The following is a 15,836-nucleotide window of genomic DNA, read 5'->3' as shown; positions in this document are numbered from 1 at the left end:
AAGATTAATCGCTATTAAGAAATAATAGCATCCCAACATACTATTGGACAGATGGCTGGCAATCCCCCAAATCTTAAACTCGGCGTTTGATCGGGCGTCGCCGTGGGGGAGTGGAGTGGCGTCCCGAAGAAAGCGATCCAACCGCGTGACGTGCGGTTTCGTCGCGAGCAGATTTTACGATCTTACAGACGGAAGCCGTCCGGTCCGACAGTTAAAGGCCGGGGCGACAGCTGGGCTCTACCGGTCAGAGCCAGCGATGTGGAGAATTCGGAACTATGGCTGCACTCGTACGAATCGCGTTGCGGTTGCCGTACACGTTCGTGGTGCTCGCACTGCTCATTCTTCTGACGGGCGGGTTGGCCGCGCTCCGCACGCCGATCGACATCTTTCCGGATATTCGCATCCCGGTCATTGCCACGGTGTGGCAGTATACGGGTCTGCCGCCGGATCAGTTGTCCGGACGCATGGTGACGCCCTTCCAGCGCGCGCTCACGACGACCGTCAACGACATCGATCACATCGAGGCGAATTCCTATAACGGCATCGGCGTCGTCAAAATCTTCTTTCACCCATCGGTCGATATCAGCGTCGCCAATGCGCAGGTGACGGCGATCTCGCAGACGATGCTGCGCCAGATGCCGCCGGGCACCAACCCGCCGCTCATCCTGAACTACAGCGCTTCGACAGTGCCGATCGTGCAGCTTGCGCTTGGCGGCGACGGCCTGACCGAGCAGCGCCTTTTCGATCTCGGCATGAACCAGGTCCGCATCCGTCTGGTGACGGTGCCGGGCGCCGCCATCCCGTTTCCCTATGGCGGCAAGACGCGCCAGATTCAAATCGACCTCGATAACGCACTGCTGCATGCGAAGGGCCTATCGGCGCAAGACGTGCAAGCCGCTCTGGCGGCGCAAAACCTGATCAATCCGGCCGGCACGCAGAAAATCGGCGCGACCGAATACGTGATGCAGCTCAATAACGCGCCATCCGCACTCAAAGATCTGGGTGACCTGCCGATCAAAACCGTCAACGGCGCCATGGTCTACATCCGTGACGTCGCCCACATTCGCGACGGCAACCCACCGCAACAAAATATCGTGCACGTCGACGGCAATCGCTCAGTGTTGCTGACCGTTTTGAAGAACGGCGCGATTTCCACGCTCGATATTATCCAAGGCATCAAGGACAAGGTGAATGAGATCAAGCCGGGCCTGCCAGACGCGCTGACCTTTTCCTACCTTGGCGATCAATCGGTGTTCGTACGCGGCGCCGTCACAAACGTTATTCACGAAGGTGTTCTTGCCGCCGTTTTGACGAGCATCATGATCCTGCTGTTTCTCGGCAGTATCCGCTCCACGATCATCATCGCAACGTCCATTCCGCTCGCTGTCCTTTCGTCCATCGCGATGCTGTCCGCGCTTGGCGAAACGTTGAACATCATGACGCTCGGCGGCCTCGCACTCGCCGTCGGCATTCTGGTCGACGAAGCGACCGTGACGATCGAAAACATCAACTATCATCTGGAACAGGGAAAAGACGTCGAAACGGCCATTCTCGACGGTGCCGATCAGATCGCTACACCCGCTTTCGTGTCGATGCTTTGTATCTGTATCGTCTTCGTTCCGATGTTCTTCCTCGAAGGCATCGCGCGATTCCTGTTCGTCCCGATGGCCGAAGCGGTCATGTTCGCGATGGTCTCGTCTTTCATTCTATCGCGAACACTTGTGCCGACGATGGCCAAGTACCTCCTCAAACCGCATGATCACAACGCGCACGAAAGGCCGACGCGCAATCCCTTCGTCCTCATTCAGCGCGGCTTCGAACATGGCTTCGAGAAATTCCGCGGGGCCTATCACGGCCTTTTGGAGGGCGCGCTCGCACATCGCGTGATCGTTCTGATCGTTTCGTTCGGCTTCATTGGGTCGTCATTCTTGCTGGCCCCGTATTTGGGCAGGAATTTCTTCCCGGCGGTCGATGCCGGCCAGATCCTGATGCATGTGCGCCTCCCGATCGGAACGCGTGTCGAGGAAAGCGCCCATGAATTCGCAAAAATCCAGGACGCCATTCGCGACATCATCCCCCCCGATCAGATCCAGGTGATGGTCGACAACATCGGCATGCCCATCAGCGGCATCAATACGACCTATAACAACACCGGCATGATCGGCGCTCAGGACGGTGACATCCAGATCGCGCTGAAGGAGGGCCACGGGCCGACGGCCGAATACGTGAAACAGCTCCGCAGCGAGCTGCCGAAAGAGTTTCCCGGCGCCACGTTTTCGTTCCTGCCCGCCGACATCGTCAGCCAAATTCTGAACTTCGGTGCGCCCACGCCGATCGATCTTCAGATCCGAGGCAAGGATCTCGACGGCGCGTTTGACTATGCGCAGAAAATCTTAAGGCAAATTAAGATGATCCCGGGCGTCGCCGACGCCCGAATTCAGCAGTCGCGCCGCAATCCGGGCTTCGACATCGACGTCGATCGCTCCCGCGCGCAATATGTCGGTGTGACCGAGCGCGACGTGACTGAGAGCCTCGGCGCGAGCCTTGCCGGAACGGGACAGGAAAATCCCGCCTACTGGCTCAACCCGAAAAATGGCGTCCAGTATCCGATCGTCATTCAGACCCCGCAGTACAAGCTTGATACGCTGACGTCGCTGCAAAATCTGCCGATCACCTCATCAAATGACAACGCCGCGCCCCAGATCCTGGGCGCCGTGGCAAATTTCAAACGCTCTGTCATGAATGCGGTCGTATCGCAGTACGACATCCAGCCCATGGTTCAGATTTTAACGACAACGGAGGGCCGTGACCTGGGAGCCGTCGCGAGCGACATCCAGAAAGTTCTCGACGCCACCAAGAGCGAGCTGCCCAAGGGCGCAAGCGCGGTCATGCTGGGCCAAGTTAAGACGATGAATAGCGCCTATGCCGGAATGTTGTTCGGCCTACTGGGCGCCATCGTGCTTATATACCTGTTGATCGTGGTCAACTTCCAATCGTGGGGCGACCCGCTGGTGATCATTATGGCGCTTCCCGCTGCTCTGGTCGGCATCATCTGGATGTTGTTCCTCACTGGAACGACACTCTCGGTGCCTGCCCTCACCGGCGCGATCATGTGTATGGGCGTCGCGACCGCGAACGCCGTGCTCGTCGTGAGCTTCGCCCGCGAACGGTTGGCCGACCACGGCGACCCGATCCTCGCCGCTCTCGAATCCGGCTTTGTCCGTATCCGCCCTGTCTTGATGACAGCACTCGCGATGGTCATCGGCATGGCGCCGATGGCGCTCGGACTGGGCGAAGGCGGCGAACAGAATGCGCCGCTCGGCCGTGCCGTCATTGGCGGCCTCATCTTTGCGACGGCCGCGACCCTCTTCATCGTACCGATCATATTTAGCCTGATGCACAAACGCCGGACGTCAAACGCGTCATCGCCGCAAGGCGGCGCCATCCCTGGAGAATTCCATGCTGCCTGAAACGCCCGCGGAGCCGCGCCAGCGCTCACGCTGGAAGATGCCCTTGGCGGCGGTCATCTTCATCGGGGGCGCGGCGTTTCTCGCCTTCATGGGAATTGAGAGCCGCGAGCAAAGCGTCGCGCAGTTGAAGACTAAGGCCGCCGAACGTGCCGTGCCTACCGTCGCCGCCGCCGCGCCCGCGGTCGAGCAGAGCATCGGCGTCCTCGATCTTCCAGGCCGTCTCGACGCCTATTACCAGGCGGCCCTTTTCGCACGCGTCAACGGCTACGTCGCCAGCCGCAATGCCGATATCGGCACGCGCGTGAAGACTGGCGACGTCCTTGCGACGATCGATGCTCCCGATCTCGATCAACAGCTCTCGCAGGCCGAATCCGATCTGGTCAACGCCAAGGCCAACGCCGCGCTCGCCAAAGTCACGAACGCGCGTTACCAGGCGCTTCTGCCGAGCAACTACGTTACCCATCAGGCGGCGGACGAAAAGAAAGCCGACCTCGATGCCAAGAACGCGCTCGTGAAGTCGGAGCAGGCAAACGTCGATCGGCTCAAGGCGCTGACGGAATATAAGCGCATCGTCGCGCCCTTCGATGGCATCGTAACGGTGCGCAACACTGATGTCGGCAACCTCATCAACACCGGCAGCGCGACGGGCTCAGAGATGTTCGTCGTCGCCGACGTCCACAAGCTGCGTCTCTACGTCAACGTACCCCAGGCTTATGTCCCGATGATCCCGACCGGGACCGTCGGCATCCTGACCGTGCCCGAGCGTCCAGGCAAAACATACGAGGCCAAGGTCGAAGCCTCGTCCGGCGCCGTCGATGCGGCTTCCGGCACGACCCGCATGCAGCTCATCGTCGATAACGCGGCGGGAGAATTGATGCCTGGCGCCTACGCCAACGTCCGCCTGAAGGTCGGCAGCAAGCACAACGTCCTGGTCGTTCCATCAAGCGCCATCATCTTCGACAAGGAGGGTCTGCGCGTCGCAACAGTCGGAACCGACGACAAGGTGAACCTGAAGTCCATCACCATTGGCCGCGACCGCGGCGCCACCGTCGAGATTGCGTCCGGCCTCGCGCCTGAAGACCGTGTGATCGAAAGTCCGCCGGACGGCATCGACGACGGCGATAAAGTCAACGTCAAGGAAAAGCCCAATCCGGCGAACGCCCCCTCGACGTCGAACACATCCGCGCCATCGAACAAAAAAGGCTGACGCTTAAAGCTCCGGCGATCCTCGGGAACACCTTCGTTGCGCCATGCGTTGGATGCTCATGGAACAGCGGAAGGAAAATATATTCATGAGCACGAAACTTCTCATGGCCGCCGCGATCGCCGCGGCCGCGCTCGGAAGTTCGCTGCCGGCCTTCGCAGATGCAGCCAGCAATAGCGCACCGAACGCCGCAAAAACGATCGAGCCCGGCAAAGTCGGCCCCGGCAGCGAAAATAACGCCGTCGTATCGCCTACCTCTCCCGACGTGCCGATCAACAAACAGCCCCCGCCGGAGATCAGTTTACCGGCTAATTCGGGCTCGGGCAGCAGCACGGGTGAAAAAGGCAGCGGCCCGGAGGCGACGACACCGCCCCACAATCCAACGGCACCGGGGCTGCAATAGCTCCGGTTCCTATTCGCCGATCAGCTTGCAGCTGATCTCGATCTGTCCTGCTTGGGCCGCAGCACCTTGATAGATGCCGCAATCGAGCAGGTTGTCGGGAAAGACCTTGCGGCTCGTGTAGACGTTGATCAACAGCATCGGCTGGCCTTCGGAGGTCTTGCGAACGTCTGCTTCGGCAATAGAAATCCCGCCGAGATTGACCGCCGTCGTTCCGCTGGGCAAATCGACAGCTTCGTTCGCGAGCGCGATTTCGCCGTCGTCATCAGCGGAATGTTTCATCGCACTGCCATAGTAGAAGGCTGCAACCCGCACCGTTTCGCCGGATTGCGCGAGTTTGTTTTGGGCCGCTCGCGATAGAGTCAGTTGGACGACGTATTTCGGAACGACTCGGACACCGCCGGGCGGGGGTGCCATGGCTGCGCCCATGATCCCGGACGGCGTTGCGGCGCACCGCTGATGCGCCTCGACATCCTTGATCCGTTGAACATCGGCTTCTTCCGCGCGCGTAAGCTTGCCGTAGGGCGGAAAGCAACCCTTTCCAAACGCAGCTTGTCCTTCGGGACTTTCGAAGCAATAGCCCTTGTTGGCGAAAATGGCATTGCGCGCCCGCCAGAGCGCCTCGCAGACGTCCGCGGCTTTCGCGGCGCCGATCCATGCGAACGCCGTAAGCGAAACGGCCATCGCCGTGGCGAACGCTCCTGGCCCGGCAAGGATACAGCGCATCTCAGGACCTCGGAAAAACGCCTCTGCTCGTGACTCAAAAAAGGACACCGCCTCCTGTTTGTCAGGGAAATTTCACGATGTGATTAAAAACGTTCGCGTTCACCGATACGGAATTTGCCAAAGCGGCAGTTCCCGATTGCGTTCCCGCGGCAGACGCGCGACTGAACGGCAGGCAACAAATCGAGAGGCTGCAAATGTTGAAGTTTGTAGGCGTCGCAGGCATCGCCTTGGGACTCACGGCCCTGGCGCCCGCCGCCGAGGCACACCACTGGCATCATCGCCATGACGGATACTTCCGGCTCGGCTACCATCGCGCCGGTCCGCCCCACGGCTACCGCTTCGGCTTCTGGACGTATGCCGGCGACCCATTCGCCCGCGACGACTATTTCGACGGACGCCGCTGCTATTACCTACACCACCGCGACTTCTGTCGTGGACCGCGGGCGTGGGGTTGGATCCGCTAAGACGGTAAAAAGACACAAGGGGCCGAAATGGATCGGCCCCTTAATCGTTTCAGGTGACGCGTAATCGGCAGCCGCCGCTTACCACGCCGGAGTGCAAACTGTACGCGGGCGCATGTCGTAACCGTTGTCGTAATAGCAGTATGACGACGGATATGCCGGGTAAGCCGGATAAATGGGCGGGGGCACCGCATAGACAGGATAGGCCGGCGGCGGCAGCGCATAATAGCTGCCTGCCGGATAGAACCCGTAAGCCGGATAAAAACCCCAGCCTTGGCGATAGGCGCGGCGGGCCGCACGCCGGACCGCCTTCGGACATCCACGCCAGCTCGGCGGATGATAGCCGTAGGGGTCGTAGCCGCAGCCACGATAAAATGTTGCATCAGCCTCTGACGAGAGAGCAACGAAACTCAATGCTGCGGCCAGAGCGCCGACAACGACCTTCAAACCCGACATGGGACGTCTCCCAAATGCATTCCCTGCCCTCGCGGGCAGGGTCACACTAAGAGACAAATCTTAAATTCGAGCATACCGGGCGAAGTTAGGGTTATCAAAGATTTGCCGGAGCCGCGGCTCTAGCCCGTTATTTCGGCAGCTTCGGCGTCAGATTGATTTTTGTTGCAAGCGCCTGCATCTGAGCCAGCGCTTGTTCGTCGATCTCGATGAGCTTTGGCAGCCGCTTCGACATTTTATCCTTGAGGTCGGCCGGACATCCCGCCGGCAGGCTCGCCAGATTTTTGTCGACCTCCGCTTTGGCTTTCGTCTCAACGTCGACGCGGTCCACCGTGGTGTCGACGCACTCGTAGAGGCTGATGACGTAAGGCGTCGTCTGGCTGTAGAATTTTTCGAGCTTATCGGCCTCGGCATTGAACCCGCAGCGCCGCGCCAGCGCGATCTGCTGGAACTGGTCAGCGACCTGCTCTTTCATCAGCAACGACGTGCAGCCGAAGCCGGTGGCTATGCCCGGCTGCTGACGGCAGACGCCGATGCGGGTGTTCGGCTTTTCAATCTCGTTCATCGTGCACTCGGCATTTGCCTCCGAGGCGGCGACGGCCAGACCCATGGCCAACAGAAATGAGATCAGTCGCACATTCACGGCGTTTGGCTCCCCCAGATAACGATTGGTGCTCGGACCGTAGCAAAGAGAATGTGGCAGACCGAGTTCTTGAATAGCCAATGTGACTTTATGCGCGCTGAATCGGCGCCCCGAAGCCGCCACGAGCATTTTTTTGTGCGAAGTGTTACGCTGCAGTCACGTTTACTTTCCGCGCCCAATGCTAGCCTCAATCCGAGTCTGTGGTTGGCGCGTAACGCGAGGAAACCGCACAAGAAAAACAGGCGGCATTGCGCACCGCCTTTCCCCGCGATTCAGCACATTGGGATGTGCGCAAACGGGAGCAACGCTTGAGGGCTTTTCTCATGGGGAGAAGCCAACATGGCGAAATTTAAAGTCGTTGTTTGGTGTGATCATTGCCGAAACGATGCCGAGGGCTGCTTTGGCGGCGGCACTGAAACCATCGGCAGTTCCTACGAGACGTGGGAAGATGCCCAGAAGGCCGCCGAGGAATATTGCGGCCACTTGCCTTACGGCTATCGCGTCGAAGAAGAAGACGACTACTAGACCGCGCAGCGAAAACAACGCGAAGGCGTTTTTGTTACGCGCTGTGACACGCTTTGTGAATTGTTCATGACAGCAGCATTAGCTATCGCTGCTGATCTCAGCGGGAAGTGCATCGCTGCCAATCAGGTCGGACGAGCGGGACCGAAACCGGTGGGCGCGAGGGCGGTGCGAATCCTGTAGGCCCTGCCAGTCACATGGCGGGGCCTTCCTGTTTTTCACTCACGCGTTCATTCCAACACTCACCGCTCCAAAGGTGTTGGCTTCAGTTTATTTTCTATACGCAATCATACTAAAACGTATGCTGACCGACGTCGAAGCGAATGGCAGTGTGCAAACTGTTCGCTGGCCAAATAACGACGTGGTTTCGTGCAGAAATTTCAAACCCGCATTGCGTTTGTCGAGGCATTACGCTGGTCGCCGAACGCCGATTTTCACCACTTGAACTTGGCCCAGAACATCATCGTGCAACGAGACACCCGCGCGTTCGTCATGACTCCGGAAGGTCAGCGGGAAATTCGTACGGGCGACTGGTTGATCAAGGATTCGGCTGGTGCGTTCAGGCCCATGAGCGATGAAATGTTCAGGCAAAAATACGAGCCAATGAAACTGCCCTCCCCTGCAGTCTGACAGCCCCCAACGCCCAGTCAGTCTTTTCGAGCGCGTTTTCCAAACGTCGCCTGTGGCCGCACGGGATGACCGAAACGCGTCGATTGTCCGTCGATGTATTCAACCCCCACCCGATTGGGCGCGGTCCAGGCTTTGCGCACCTCACGCCGCGCATCGGACGACATGTCAACGACATGAAAAATATTCGGCAGCGCATCGCCGTCCGGAAAGATCAGCAGCGCACCGCCTTGTGAGACATTCGCGATCCGCGCCGAAAAGATATTCCCGTCCTCAAGCTCAATCCGCGCCGGATGGCTGACGGCCTGTCGCTCGGATTGTCTGCGCTCTTTTCCCATGCGCGGACCCTGAGGCTGCAAAATCTAACAGCGGGTTACTTCCACCCATGCAATTGCGGCCTTTGCAAACTCGGCCGCACCCTGCATCAAAACGCGTTCGACGCCGACAATCGCGCGCCGGTCAGCGAAGCTCCGTTGACCAAGCAGCCAGCAACAAAAAGCGGCGTGCAACCGCACGCGCGGCATCGGCTAGTCGGTTGCGTTGGGAAGAAACATGGTGCCGCTTGTGTGACTCGAACACACGACCCCGTCATTACGAATGACGTGCTCTACCGGCTGAGCTAAAGCGGCTTTTGTTCCGGCGGAGGGGCGTTCCCCCCGAGAAGGCGCGAGGGATACTCTGGGCGGCCGGGAATTGCAAGGGTCGTGGCGTCAAAAGTCATTCCTGCCGCAGAGGCCCGCGCAAACCCGGCGCGAGCCAAGACCTTCAACCCGATCAGCGCTTTAGTTGACCGACCGGAAAGTCCGGCGTGCGACAGGCTGCTCAAGCTCCGGCTCCGGCGGCTCTGTGCCCGGATCGTCCGGCGCGCGCGGCGTGATGAAGACGGCCGAATCCCCCCGCCCGGACGGCGAGCGCTCCTGCGGCGACGTCTTGACCGTCGTTGCAACCTCATCGTCGCGTGCCACCGCCGCTGGATGCGCGGCCCCATTGGCGGCACTCGCTGCCGATGCCTTTGGAGCGCTGCCGGAATTCGGCGTCACCGGAACGGTGACTGGCTCGGCGGTCACGACCTCAGGCTCGGCAGCCGCCGTCGCTGTCACTGGCCGGCTTTCGGCAGGGACGGGCGTTGCAGCTTCGGCCTTGCGATCCGGAGCCGCTGGCGCTTCAGCCTTGATTTCCGTCGTCGCCGGGGCAATCGCGATCAACTCGTCGATCTTGGTCGCCAGAATTTCACCGCCAGCACTATCGCTTGTTTCAACCGGCACGCGCCATTGGAAGGCATCGAGACGGCCATCGAGCGGCGAGATCGGTTCCCAGTGATCGGAGATGACGCCGTCGGCCATCCACACCGGATCGCGCGCAGCGTTCATCGCCCGCGCCAGCCATTCGCGCACCCGGCCCTTCTCGCCGTTCTCGCCTGCTTCGATCCGCGCCATTAACAGCGCAACGCGTTGCGTCAAGCGATCGGCGAGCAGCGGCTCCAGTGCCCGGCGGGCTTCCTCGTACAGTCGGGCCTCAGCCGCGGTCGTCGCCACCGCGATCGGGCTTTCGATCGAATGCGGATTGAGAGCCGCGAGCTGGCGGACGCGGTCGAGACGGTCCCGCGTGCTATCGCCGACACGCGCATGCGCGTAAACCGTCGCGAGATCGGGATGCGGCGCCTTCGTCCAGGTCTTCTGGATGATCTTTGCCGCCTTCGAGGTGTTGCCGCGCGATGCCAGAATGCGACCCGCAACGACGGCAGCCGGCACGAGATCCGGCGCCAAGGCGTGCGCTTCCAGCGCCCAGGCGAGCGCCTTGTCGGGCGTATCGTCCTCGGCTGGGATCGCCTTTGCCGTCAACAGCACGGCGCGCTTGCGATCGGCAGCGGCTTTTGGAATGTGACCGCTCTTGCGCGCATGTTCGAGCGTCGCCAGCCCCGCCGTCCAGTCCTTCTGCTTGCACTGCTGCTCAAAGAGCGCCGTCGACGACCAACCGAGTTTCGGATTGGCCTTGAGCGCCCGCGCTGCAAACTGCCGCGCAGCTTCGCCCGCGCCTTCCCGCTGCGCTTCGAGGAACAGCCCGCGAAGCCCCAGCTGTTCGGTCTCGGGAGACGCCAACATCGCCTCATAAATGCGCCGCGCCGACGCGCGGTCGCCGGAAAGCTCCGCCGATTGCGCGCGCAACAGTTGCGTAAGCGGTTCATGCGGCAGACTCTTGCGTGCCTGCAGCGCATAGCGCGCCGCAAGCGAACTGTCGCCCGCACCGATGGCGATCATGCCGCCGGAAAGCGCATCGAGCCCTTTGCGCTCGCGGTGCCGCACCAGCCGGCTGCCAATTATCGCCGGGCTATTCCACAGTGCCTTGAATACCGACCACAGAAAGATCAGCGAAGCGACCAGCGCCGCCAGGATGACGACGGCACGAAACACCGAGGTTTCGATGTCGTAGCCCTGCCAGACGATTTGCAACGTGCCAGGCCTGTCGGCGAGCCAGGCGAGACCGGAGGCGATGAGGGCGATCGTGAGCAGATAAACGACGAGGCGCACCATGACGCAGACCCTTTATCGATTATGGCGACGGCTGTGCCGATTGCTGGGAGACGCCCGCAATGGAAGACTTCAGCTGTGAATTGAGGTTCTGAAGCGCGGTCTCGACGCTGACCCGCGCCGCAACCTTGTCGAGGAAGGGGCGCATCGCATCCTGCGCCTTCGGTGACAATTCCTTGCCCTGGTCCATAACCTCTCCGAGACGACCATCTGCCAGCGCAACCTGCATGCGCCCGACGACGGCTTCCGTGCTCTTGTCATCGGATTTGAGATCGATCCGGCGAACGCGCACGACCGATTTCGCACCGGCCCAAAGCCGATCGACGACGCTCGCGTCCTGCGGCTCGGAATCGGCGTCGATTGCACGGTCTGCCGCCGTGCGGAATTCCTTGGCGAGTTCGGGCAACGTCGGCACACCCGTGTCCTGAAGCTTCTCCAACGCCGACAGATCGAACTTCGGCCCCGCAACCTTCTTCACGTCGGCAAGCTGAGCCGAGAAACTCTGCCCGCTGTCCAGCGCACGCTGCAGGTTCTGCAGTTCAAGCGCGAGGACAACGCGCTGCGCGCTTTCCTTGCGCGCCGCATCGCCTTCGACGACAGCCTGTATGCTTTTATCAAGCGCCGCGATCTTCTGGTCGATCGGCTGCACGGCGGCTGAAATGTCGGCAGGTTTCGCCGCAGCCGTCCGCAAACCATCGAGCGCCGTCTTGAGACTTCCGAGCTGATCCTGCGTAACTTTGAGATCGGCGGCGACGTGATCGGTCGTCGACTTCAACGCCGCGATCTCTTCTTCCATCCGCACACCGTCGGTCTTGAGACCGGCGACATCCTTGTCGATACGCTGCGTGCCCGCGCGTGCCGTCTCGGCGGCTTCGGTCGCCGATTGAATGCGGCTCTCGACATCCTTCGTCACGTTCGTCCGCAGCGCGGTCAGCTGCGTCGCAAGGCTCGTTTCGAGATCAGACACTTTGCCCGTCAGCCCCGCGATTTGCTCGATACGCGTCGCATTGGGATCGTTGACGCCCGCATCCGCCATCGCCTTCAGCCGATCCTCGATCTTGCCGATGCGCTCTATAAGTTGCGGCTGCCCAGCGTCGGAGGCGGCCGAAGCCAGCGCCGCTTTCGTCTCGGCGACGAGGCGCGTCTGCCCCTCGATCAGCGACGGAATTTTCTGTGTCGCATTTTCGAGGCCTGCGATCTTCGCTTGAATTCCGCTGAGATCCGGTGGCGGCGGTGCTGCGCTTTCGTTCTTCTCGATCGTCGCGAGACGTTGCGAAAGATCGGCGATCTTTGCATCCGCGCCGTTCTGTATTTCAAGCTGAGGCAAGGCCCACAGCACGGCAGCGAACGCCAGCGCGCCGCCGGCAATGCCCGCCGCCAGATGACTGAAAACGCCGCCGCGTTTTTGCACGACGACGCTCGGTTCTTCGGACTTAGCCGTACGGGCGGCAGAGGCCGCCGACGACGCAGCCGATGCGCCGGGTTTATCGTAGCTGGGCTTATCGTATTTGCCGGCGCCGAACGTCGCCTTGGCGTCGCTCTTCTTCGGCTCCTCAGCATAAGATCCAGCAGCAGCCGGACGCGGAACTTCGCTGCCCGCCGCGCTCTGAGCCGCAGCGCTCGATTTGCCCGGCGACACCTTCACCTCGGTCGCTTTCAGGTCGAGCGTCGCATAGGGCTTCTTCCCCGCTCCACCGCTTGATCCTGCACCCGATTTCTCATCTGCCATCGGAGCCTAAGCCTCCTTACGAAACTCGCATATGCCGTCCGGTCCCGGTTCGGAATCCAGGTGTTCCGGAAAAATCTGTCTATTGAGAGGGCTCAATTGCCGGGGCGACCAGCCGGCCTGTTTTTACGCCTTGTTACTCCGCTTTCGAGCTTGCCGCGAGACGTTTTACGAGCGCAATCATTTCTTGGATGTTAGGTTGCGAAGAAACGAGAGTCATATCGGTTTTTGCAATCGGCCCCAAGGCTTCGCCTACGCGCTCGGACAGGCATAAATACGTTATGCCTGAAAGTTGTACCGGCGGCGACAGCGCGGCAACCAACCGTGACCAGATCCGCGCCGTCCGCGGCGACATCAGCGTTACCGCATCGATGCCGCCCGTTTGGAGCGCTTTGATGACATCCTGCGGCAACGCTTCCGCTTCGACTGACCGATACGCCAGCACCGGCACAACGTTAACGCCACTTTCGGCCAATGCGCTTTCAAGATCGAACGCGACGACGTCGCCTCTGAGATAGATCAAACGTTCGCCCGCGGCCCGCGCCCTGAGCATCGGTGCAAGGTCTTCGGCCCGTCCCGGCCCTTCCACGATCCGCGCAAAACCGATGTCCCTCGCCGCAGCTGCGGTTGCCGGCCCGACGACGTACAGCGGCAGCGGCGTCAGCGTGGCAAGCACAGGCGAAGCGGCAAGCGCCGTCAAAGCGTTACGGCTGGTCGCAACGATTGCTGTCGCATTGGCAAACGCGTCCGCCGGAACATCGTTCGCGACGGTTTCCATCAGCGGCGCCAGCATCACCTCGCACCCAAGCTCTTCGATGCGCGTCTTCAGCAGTTCGGCATCTTGAATTGGACGCGTAATGACGACGTTCATCAGACGTTCGGCCGAACTAGCAACGCGGCATCCGCCTGGTTTAGAATTTCATCGGCCGCGGACAATCCGAGGTCGTGGGCATCTTTGACATTTCCGGTACGAGAAACGTCATAGCATTTCTTGCCGTCCGGCGAGAGCAGTTGCCCGCGAAAGCGCACTTCATCACCCGCGACGATGCCATGCCCCCCGATCGGCGTCCGGCATGACCCTTCGAGCCGCGCCAGGAACGCCCGCTCGGCCGCGACCGCCCAGGCCGTTGTCTCATCATTCAATGCTGCAACGATCGGCGTCACGAGTTCATCGCCATTGCGAATTTCAAGCCCGATCACGCCCTGCGCCACGGCCGGCAGCATATGCTCCATCGATACTGGCGATGTGATCCGCTCCGTCATTCCCAGCCTCTTGAGACCGGCGACCGCCAGAAAGGTTGCTTCCGCCACACCATCTTCCAGCTTGCGCAACCGTGTCTGCACGTTGCCGCGGAAATCGACGACGCGCAGATCGGGGCGCGCATGCAGCACCTGCGCCTTCCGTCGAAGCGACGATGTCCCGACGACCGCATTCTGTGGCAGCGTCGCGAACGATTCATGCCGCAAAGAAATGAATGCGTCGCGCGGATCTTCTCGCGGCAGCACCGCGCCGATCACCAGCCCGTCGGGCAGTACGGTCTGCATGTCCTTCATAGAATGGACTGCAACGTCGATCTCGTTCGTCAACAGCGCTTCTTCGATCTCTTTCGTAAAGAGACCCTTGCCGCCGATCTCCGATAGCGGCCGGTCGAGCACGCGGTCGCCCGTCGTCTTGATGACGTGAATGGTAACGGCCTCGTCGGCCAGCCCATGGGCGGCGATTATCCTGTCCTTGACTTCGTGCGCCTGGGCGAGGGCCAAAGGCGAGCCTCGGGTCCCGATGCGGATGCGGGTCGCTTGCAAAAAGGTTTCTCCGGATGCTAGGCGGGGCGCTCGGGCCCAAATGCCGATAGATGAATGCCGGTAATTCGGGCGACAGGTATGCTCCAAAGAGGCGCGGATTCCAACCACGCGCCTGCAAGTTCTAAGTTAAGTTCCTGAACAGATGTCTGAGCCTTCCGATACTGCGCCTTCTGCCGCTCTTGTTCTCGGCCTTGAGACGAGCTGCGACGAGACGGCGGCCGCCATTGTGTCCCGCAACGCCGCGGGAGAAGGGCGTATCCTGTCCAACATCGTTCTGTCGCAGTTCGACAAGCACGCGATCTACGGCGGCGTCGTACCGGAAATTGCCGCCCGCGCCCATGCCGAAAGCCTCGATCTTTTGGTCAAGACCGCCCTCGATAAAGCGGGCGTAACGCTCGGCGACCTGACCGGCATTGCAGCAGCCACCGGCCCCGGACTGATCGGCGGCCTCGTCGTCGGCGCCACTACGGGCAAGGCGCTGGCCCTCGCAACTGGCCGCCCGTTTGTTGCGATCAATCATCTGGAAGCGCACGCCCTGACGGTCGGCCTGACCGATCAGGTTCGGCCGCCCTATCTGATGCTGCTGGTCTCCGGTGGCCATACGCAACTGCTGCTCGTCGAAGGCGTCGGCCAGTATCGCCGGCTTGCGACGACCATCGACGACGCCCTGGGCGAAGCCTTCGACAAAACGGCAAAGCTCCTCGGCCTGCCGATGCCCGGCGGCCCCGCCGTCGAAAAAGCCGCAGCGAACGGTAACGGCACGCGTTTCGACCTTCCGCGCCCGATGAAAGGCCGGAGCGACCCGCACTTTTCATTCGCCGGTTTGAAAACGGCGGTCAGACATGCGGCCATGCAAAGCGCGCCGCTATCCGAGCAAGATGTCGCCGATCTCTGCGCCTCGTTTCAGGCGGCAGTGTGCGAGAGCGTCGCCGATCGCGTGCGGCTCGCGATGCGTACATGCGCGTCGCATTTTCCTGACGCCGGACAGCGACCATTCGTCGTCGCCGGTGGCGTCGCCGCCAACAAGGCGCTGCGTGCCACCCTTGTAGATGTCGCCCGAGCGCACGACTTCTCGTTCCACGCACCGCCGTTCGAACTTTGCGGCGACAACGGTGCCATGATTGCTTGGGCAGGCGCCGAACGCTTGGCCCGTGATCTTGCCGACCCGCTCGACGCGCCGGCAAGACCGCGCTGGCCGCTCGACGCCGAAGCGCCCAAAGCCATCGGCGCCGGCGTCAAAGCTTAAGCTCGTTATGGCTTAGGCCGTCGAAGC

15 protein-coding genes and 1 tRNA gene are annotated in these 15,836 nt (G+C 61.1%); 7 read left to right on the top strand and 9 right to left on the bottom strand.

The genetic code is table 11. From position 1 onward, the window contains the following. Nucleotides 1-275 precede the first annotated feature (275 nt). The 3 genes from HYP802_RS0102400 (at nt 276) to HYP802_RS0102390 (ending at nt 5,077) form a co-directional block, all read left to right on the top strand. On the top strand, nt 276-3,470 hold the full coding sequence (locus HYP802_RS0102400; RefSeq protein ID WP_024275069.1) for an efflux RND transporter permease subunit: 3,195 nt from the start codon (nt 276-278) through the stop codon (nt 3,468-3,470). Continuing rightward, nucleotides 3,460-4,677, top strand: a complete 1,218-nt coding sequence (locus HYP802_RS0102395) for an efflux RND transporter periplasmic adaptor subunit (RefSeq protein WP_013950428.1) — start codon at nt 3,460-3,462, stop codon at nt 4,675-4,677. The genes HYP802_RS0102400 and HYP802_RS0102395 overlap by 11 nt, the downstream gene beginning before the upstream one ends. An 85-nt stretch (nt 4,678-4,762) precedes the next feature. Next, nucleotides 4,763-5,077 carry a hypothetical protein gene (locus HYP802_RS0102390; RefSeq protein WP_155831106.1) on the top strand — a complete coding sequence of 105 codons (315 nt, stop codon included), beginning with the start codon at nt 4,763-4,765 and terminating at the stop codon, nt 5,075-5,077. Between the two features lie 9 nt (nt 5,078-5,086). On the opposite strand, the gene HYP802_RS21995 is transcribed toward HYP802_RS0102390, so the two are convergent. After that, nucleotides 5,087-5,758, bottom strand: coding sequence for a YARHG domain-containing protein (locus HYP802_RS21995; protein WP_197022706.1), 672 nt, complete (start codon nt 5,756-5,758; stop codon nt 5,087-5,089). A gap of 236 nt (nt 5,759-5,994) precedes the next feature. On the opposite strand from HYP802_RS21995, the gene HYP802_RS0102380 reads away from it, so the two are divergent. Further along, nucleotides 5,995-6,264, top strand: a complete 270-nt coding sequence (locus HYP802_RS0102380) for a hypothetical protein (RefSeq protein WP_013950425.1) — start codon at nt 5,995-5,997, stop codon at nt 6,262-6,264. 78 nt (nt 6,265-6,342) lie between these two features. Here the strand turns inward: HYP802_RS0102380 and HYP802_RS0102375 are convergent, their stop codons facing one another. Both HYP802_RS0102375 and HYP802_RS0102370 read right to left on the bottom strand, forming a co-directional pair. Further along, nucleotides 6,343-6,717 (bottom strand): hypothetical protein, encoded by a 375-nt coding sequence (locus HYP802_RS0102375; RefSeq protein ID WP_013950424.1) that lies wholly within the window; start codon nt 6,715-6,717, stop codon nt 6,343-6,345. 127 nt (nt 6,718-6,844) lie between these two features. Next, nucleotides 6,845-7,357 carry a hypothetical protein gene (locus HYP802_RS0102370; RefSeq protein ID WP_155831104.1) on the bottom strand — a complete coding sequence of 171 codons (513 nt, stop codon included), beginning with the start codon at nt 7,355-7,357 and terminating at the stop codon, nt 6,845-6,847. A 339-nt stretch (nt 7,358-7,696) separates the two neighbouring features. On the opposite strand from HYP802_RS0102370, the gene HYP802_RS0102365 reads away from it, so the two are divergent. Together HYP802_RS0102365 and HYP802_RS0102360 are read left to right on the top strand one after the other, a co-directional pair. Then, nucleotides 7,697-7,882, top strand: coding sequence for a hypothetical protein (locus tag HYP802_RS0102365; RefSeq protein ID WP_013950422.1), 186 nt, complete (start codon nt 7,697-7,699; stop codon nt 7,880-7,882). A gap of 366 nt (nt 7,883-8,248) precedes the next feature. Next, on the top strand, nt 8,249-8,509 hold the full coding sequence (locus tag HYP802_RS0102360; protein WP_013950419.1) for a hypothetical protein: 261 nt from the start codon (nt 8,249-8,251) through the stop codon (nt 8,507-8,509). Between the two features lie 17 nt (nt 8,510-8,526). Here the strand turns inward: HYP802_RS0102360 and HYP802_RS0102355 are convergent, their stop codons facing one another. From HYP802_RS0102355 to hemC, 6 genes are all read right to left on the bottom strand, one after another. Further along, complete coding sequence (locus HYP802_RS0102355) at nt 8,527-8,844, bottom strand: PilZ domain-containing protein (RefSeq protein ID WP_013950418.1); 318 nt, start codon at nt 8,842-8,844, stop codon at nt 8,527-8,529. A gap of 215 nt (nt 8,845-9,059) precedes the next feature. Then, nucleotides 9,060-9,135 (bottom strand) — tRNA-Thr (locus HYP802_RS0102345). Nucleotides 9,136-9,288: 153 nt separating this feature from the next. Next, a complete protein-coding gene (locus tag HYP802_RS0102340) occupies nt 9,289-11,037 on the bottom strand; it encodes a heme biosynthesis HemY N-terminal domain-containing protein (protein WP_013950417.1) in 1,749 nt (582 codons plus the stop codon). A 19-nt stretch (nt 11,038-11,056) separates the two neighbouring features. Further along, nucleotides 11,057-12,763 carry a hypothetical protein gene (locus HYP802_RS0102335; protein WP_013950416.1) on the bottom strand — a complete coding sequence of 569 codons (1,707 nt, stop codon included), beginning with the start codon at nt 12,761-12,763 and terminating at the stop codon, nt 11,057-11,059. A gap of 133 nt (nt 12,764-12,896) precedes the next feature. After that, nucleotides 12,897-13,631 carry a uroporphyrinogen-III synthase gene (locus HYP802_RS0102330; protein ID WP_013950415.1) on the bottom strand — a complete coding sequence of 245 codons (735 nt, stop codon included), beginning with the start codon at nt 13,629-13,631 and terminating at the stop codon, nt 12,897-12,899. Further along, on the bottom strand, nt 13,631-14,563 hold the full coding sequence (gene hemC, locus HYP802_RS0102325) for a hydroxymethylbilane synthase (protein WP_013950414.1): 933 nt from the start codon (nt 14,561-14,563) through the stop codon (nt 13,631-13,633). The genes HYP802_RS0102330 and hemC overlap by 1 nt, the downstream gene beginning before the upstream one ends. 142 nt (nt 14,564-14,705) lie before the next feature. Here hemC and tsaD point away from each other — a divergent pair, with 142 nt between their 5' ends. Next, a complete protein-coding gene (gene tsaD, locus HYP802_RS0102320; protein ID WP_013950413.1) occupies nt 14,706-15,809 on the top strand; it encodes a tRNA (adenosine(37)-N6)-threonylcarbamoyltransferase complex transferase subunit TsaD in 1,104 nt (367 codons plus the stop codon). Nucleotides 15,810-15,836: the final 27 nt, after the last annotated feature.

The organism is Hyphomicrobium sp. 802, from assembly GCF_000526135.1.
In the GTDB taxonomy this organism is placed as follows: domain Bacteria; phylum Pseudomonadota; class Alphaproteobacteria; order Rhizobiales; family Hyphomicrobiaceae; genus Hyphomicrobium_B.
This window is presented reverse-complemented; position numbering and strand designations above follow the sequence as displayed.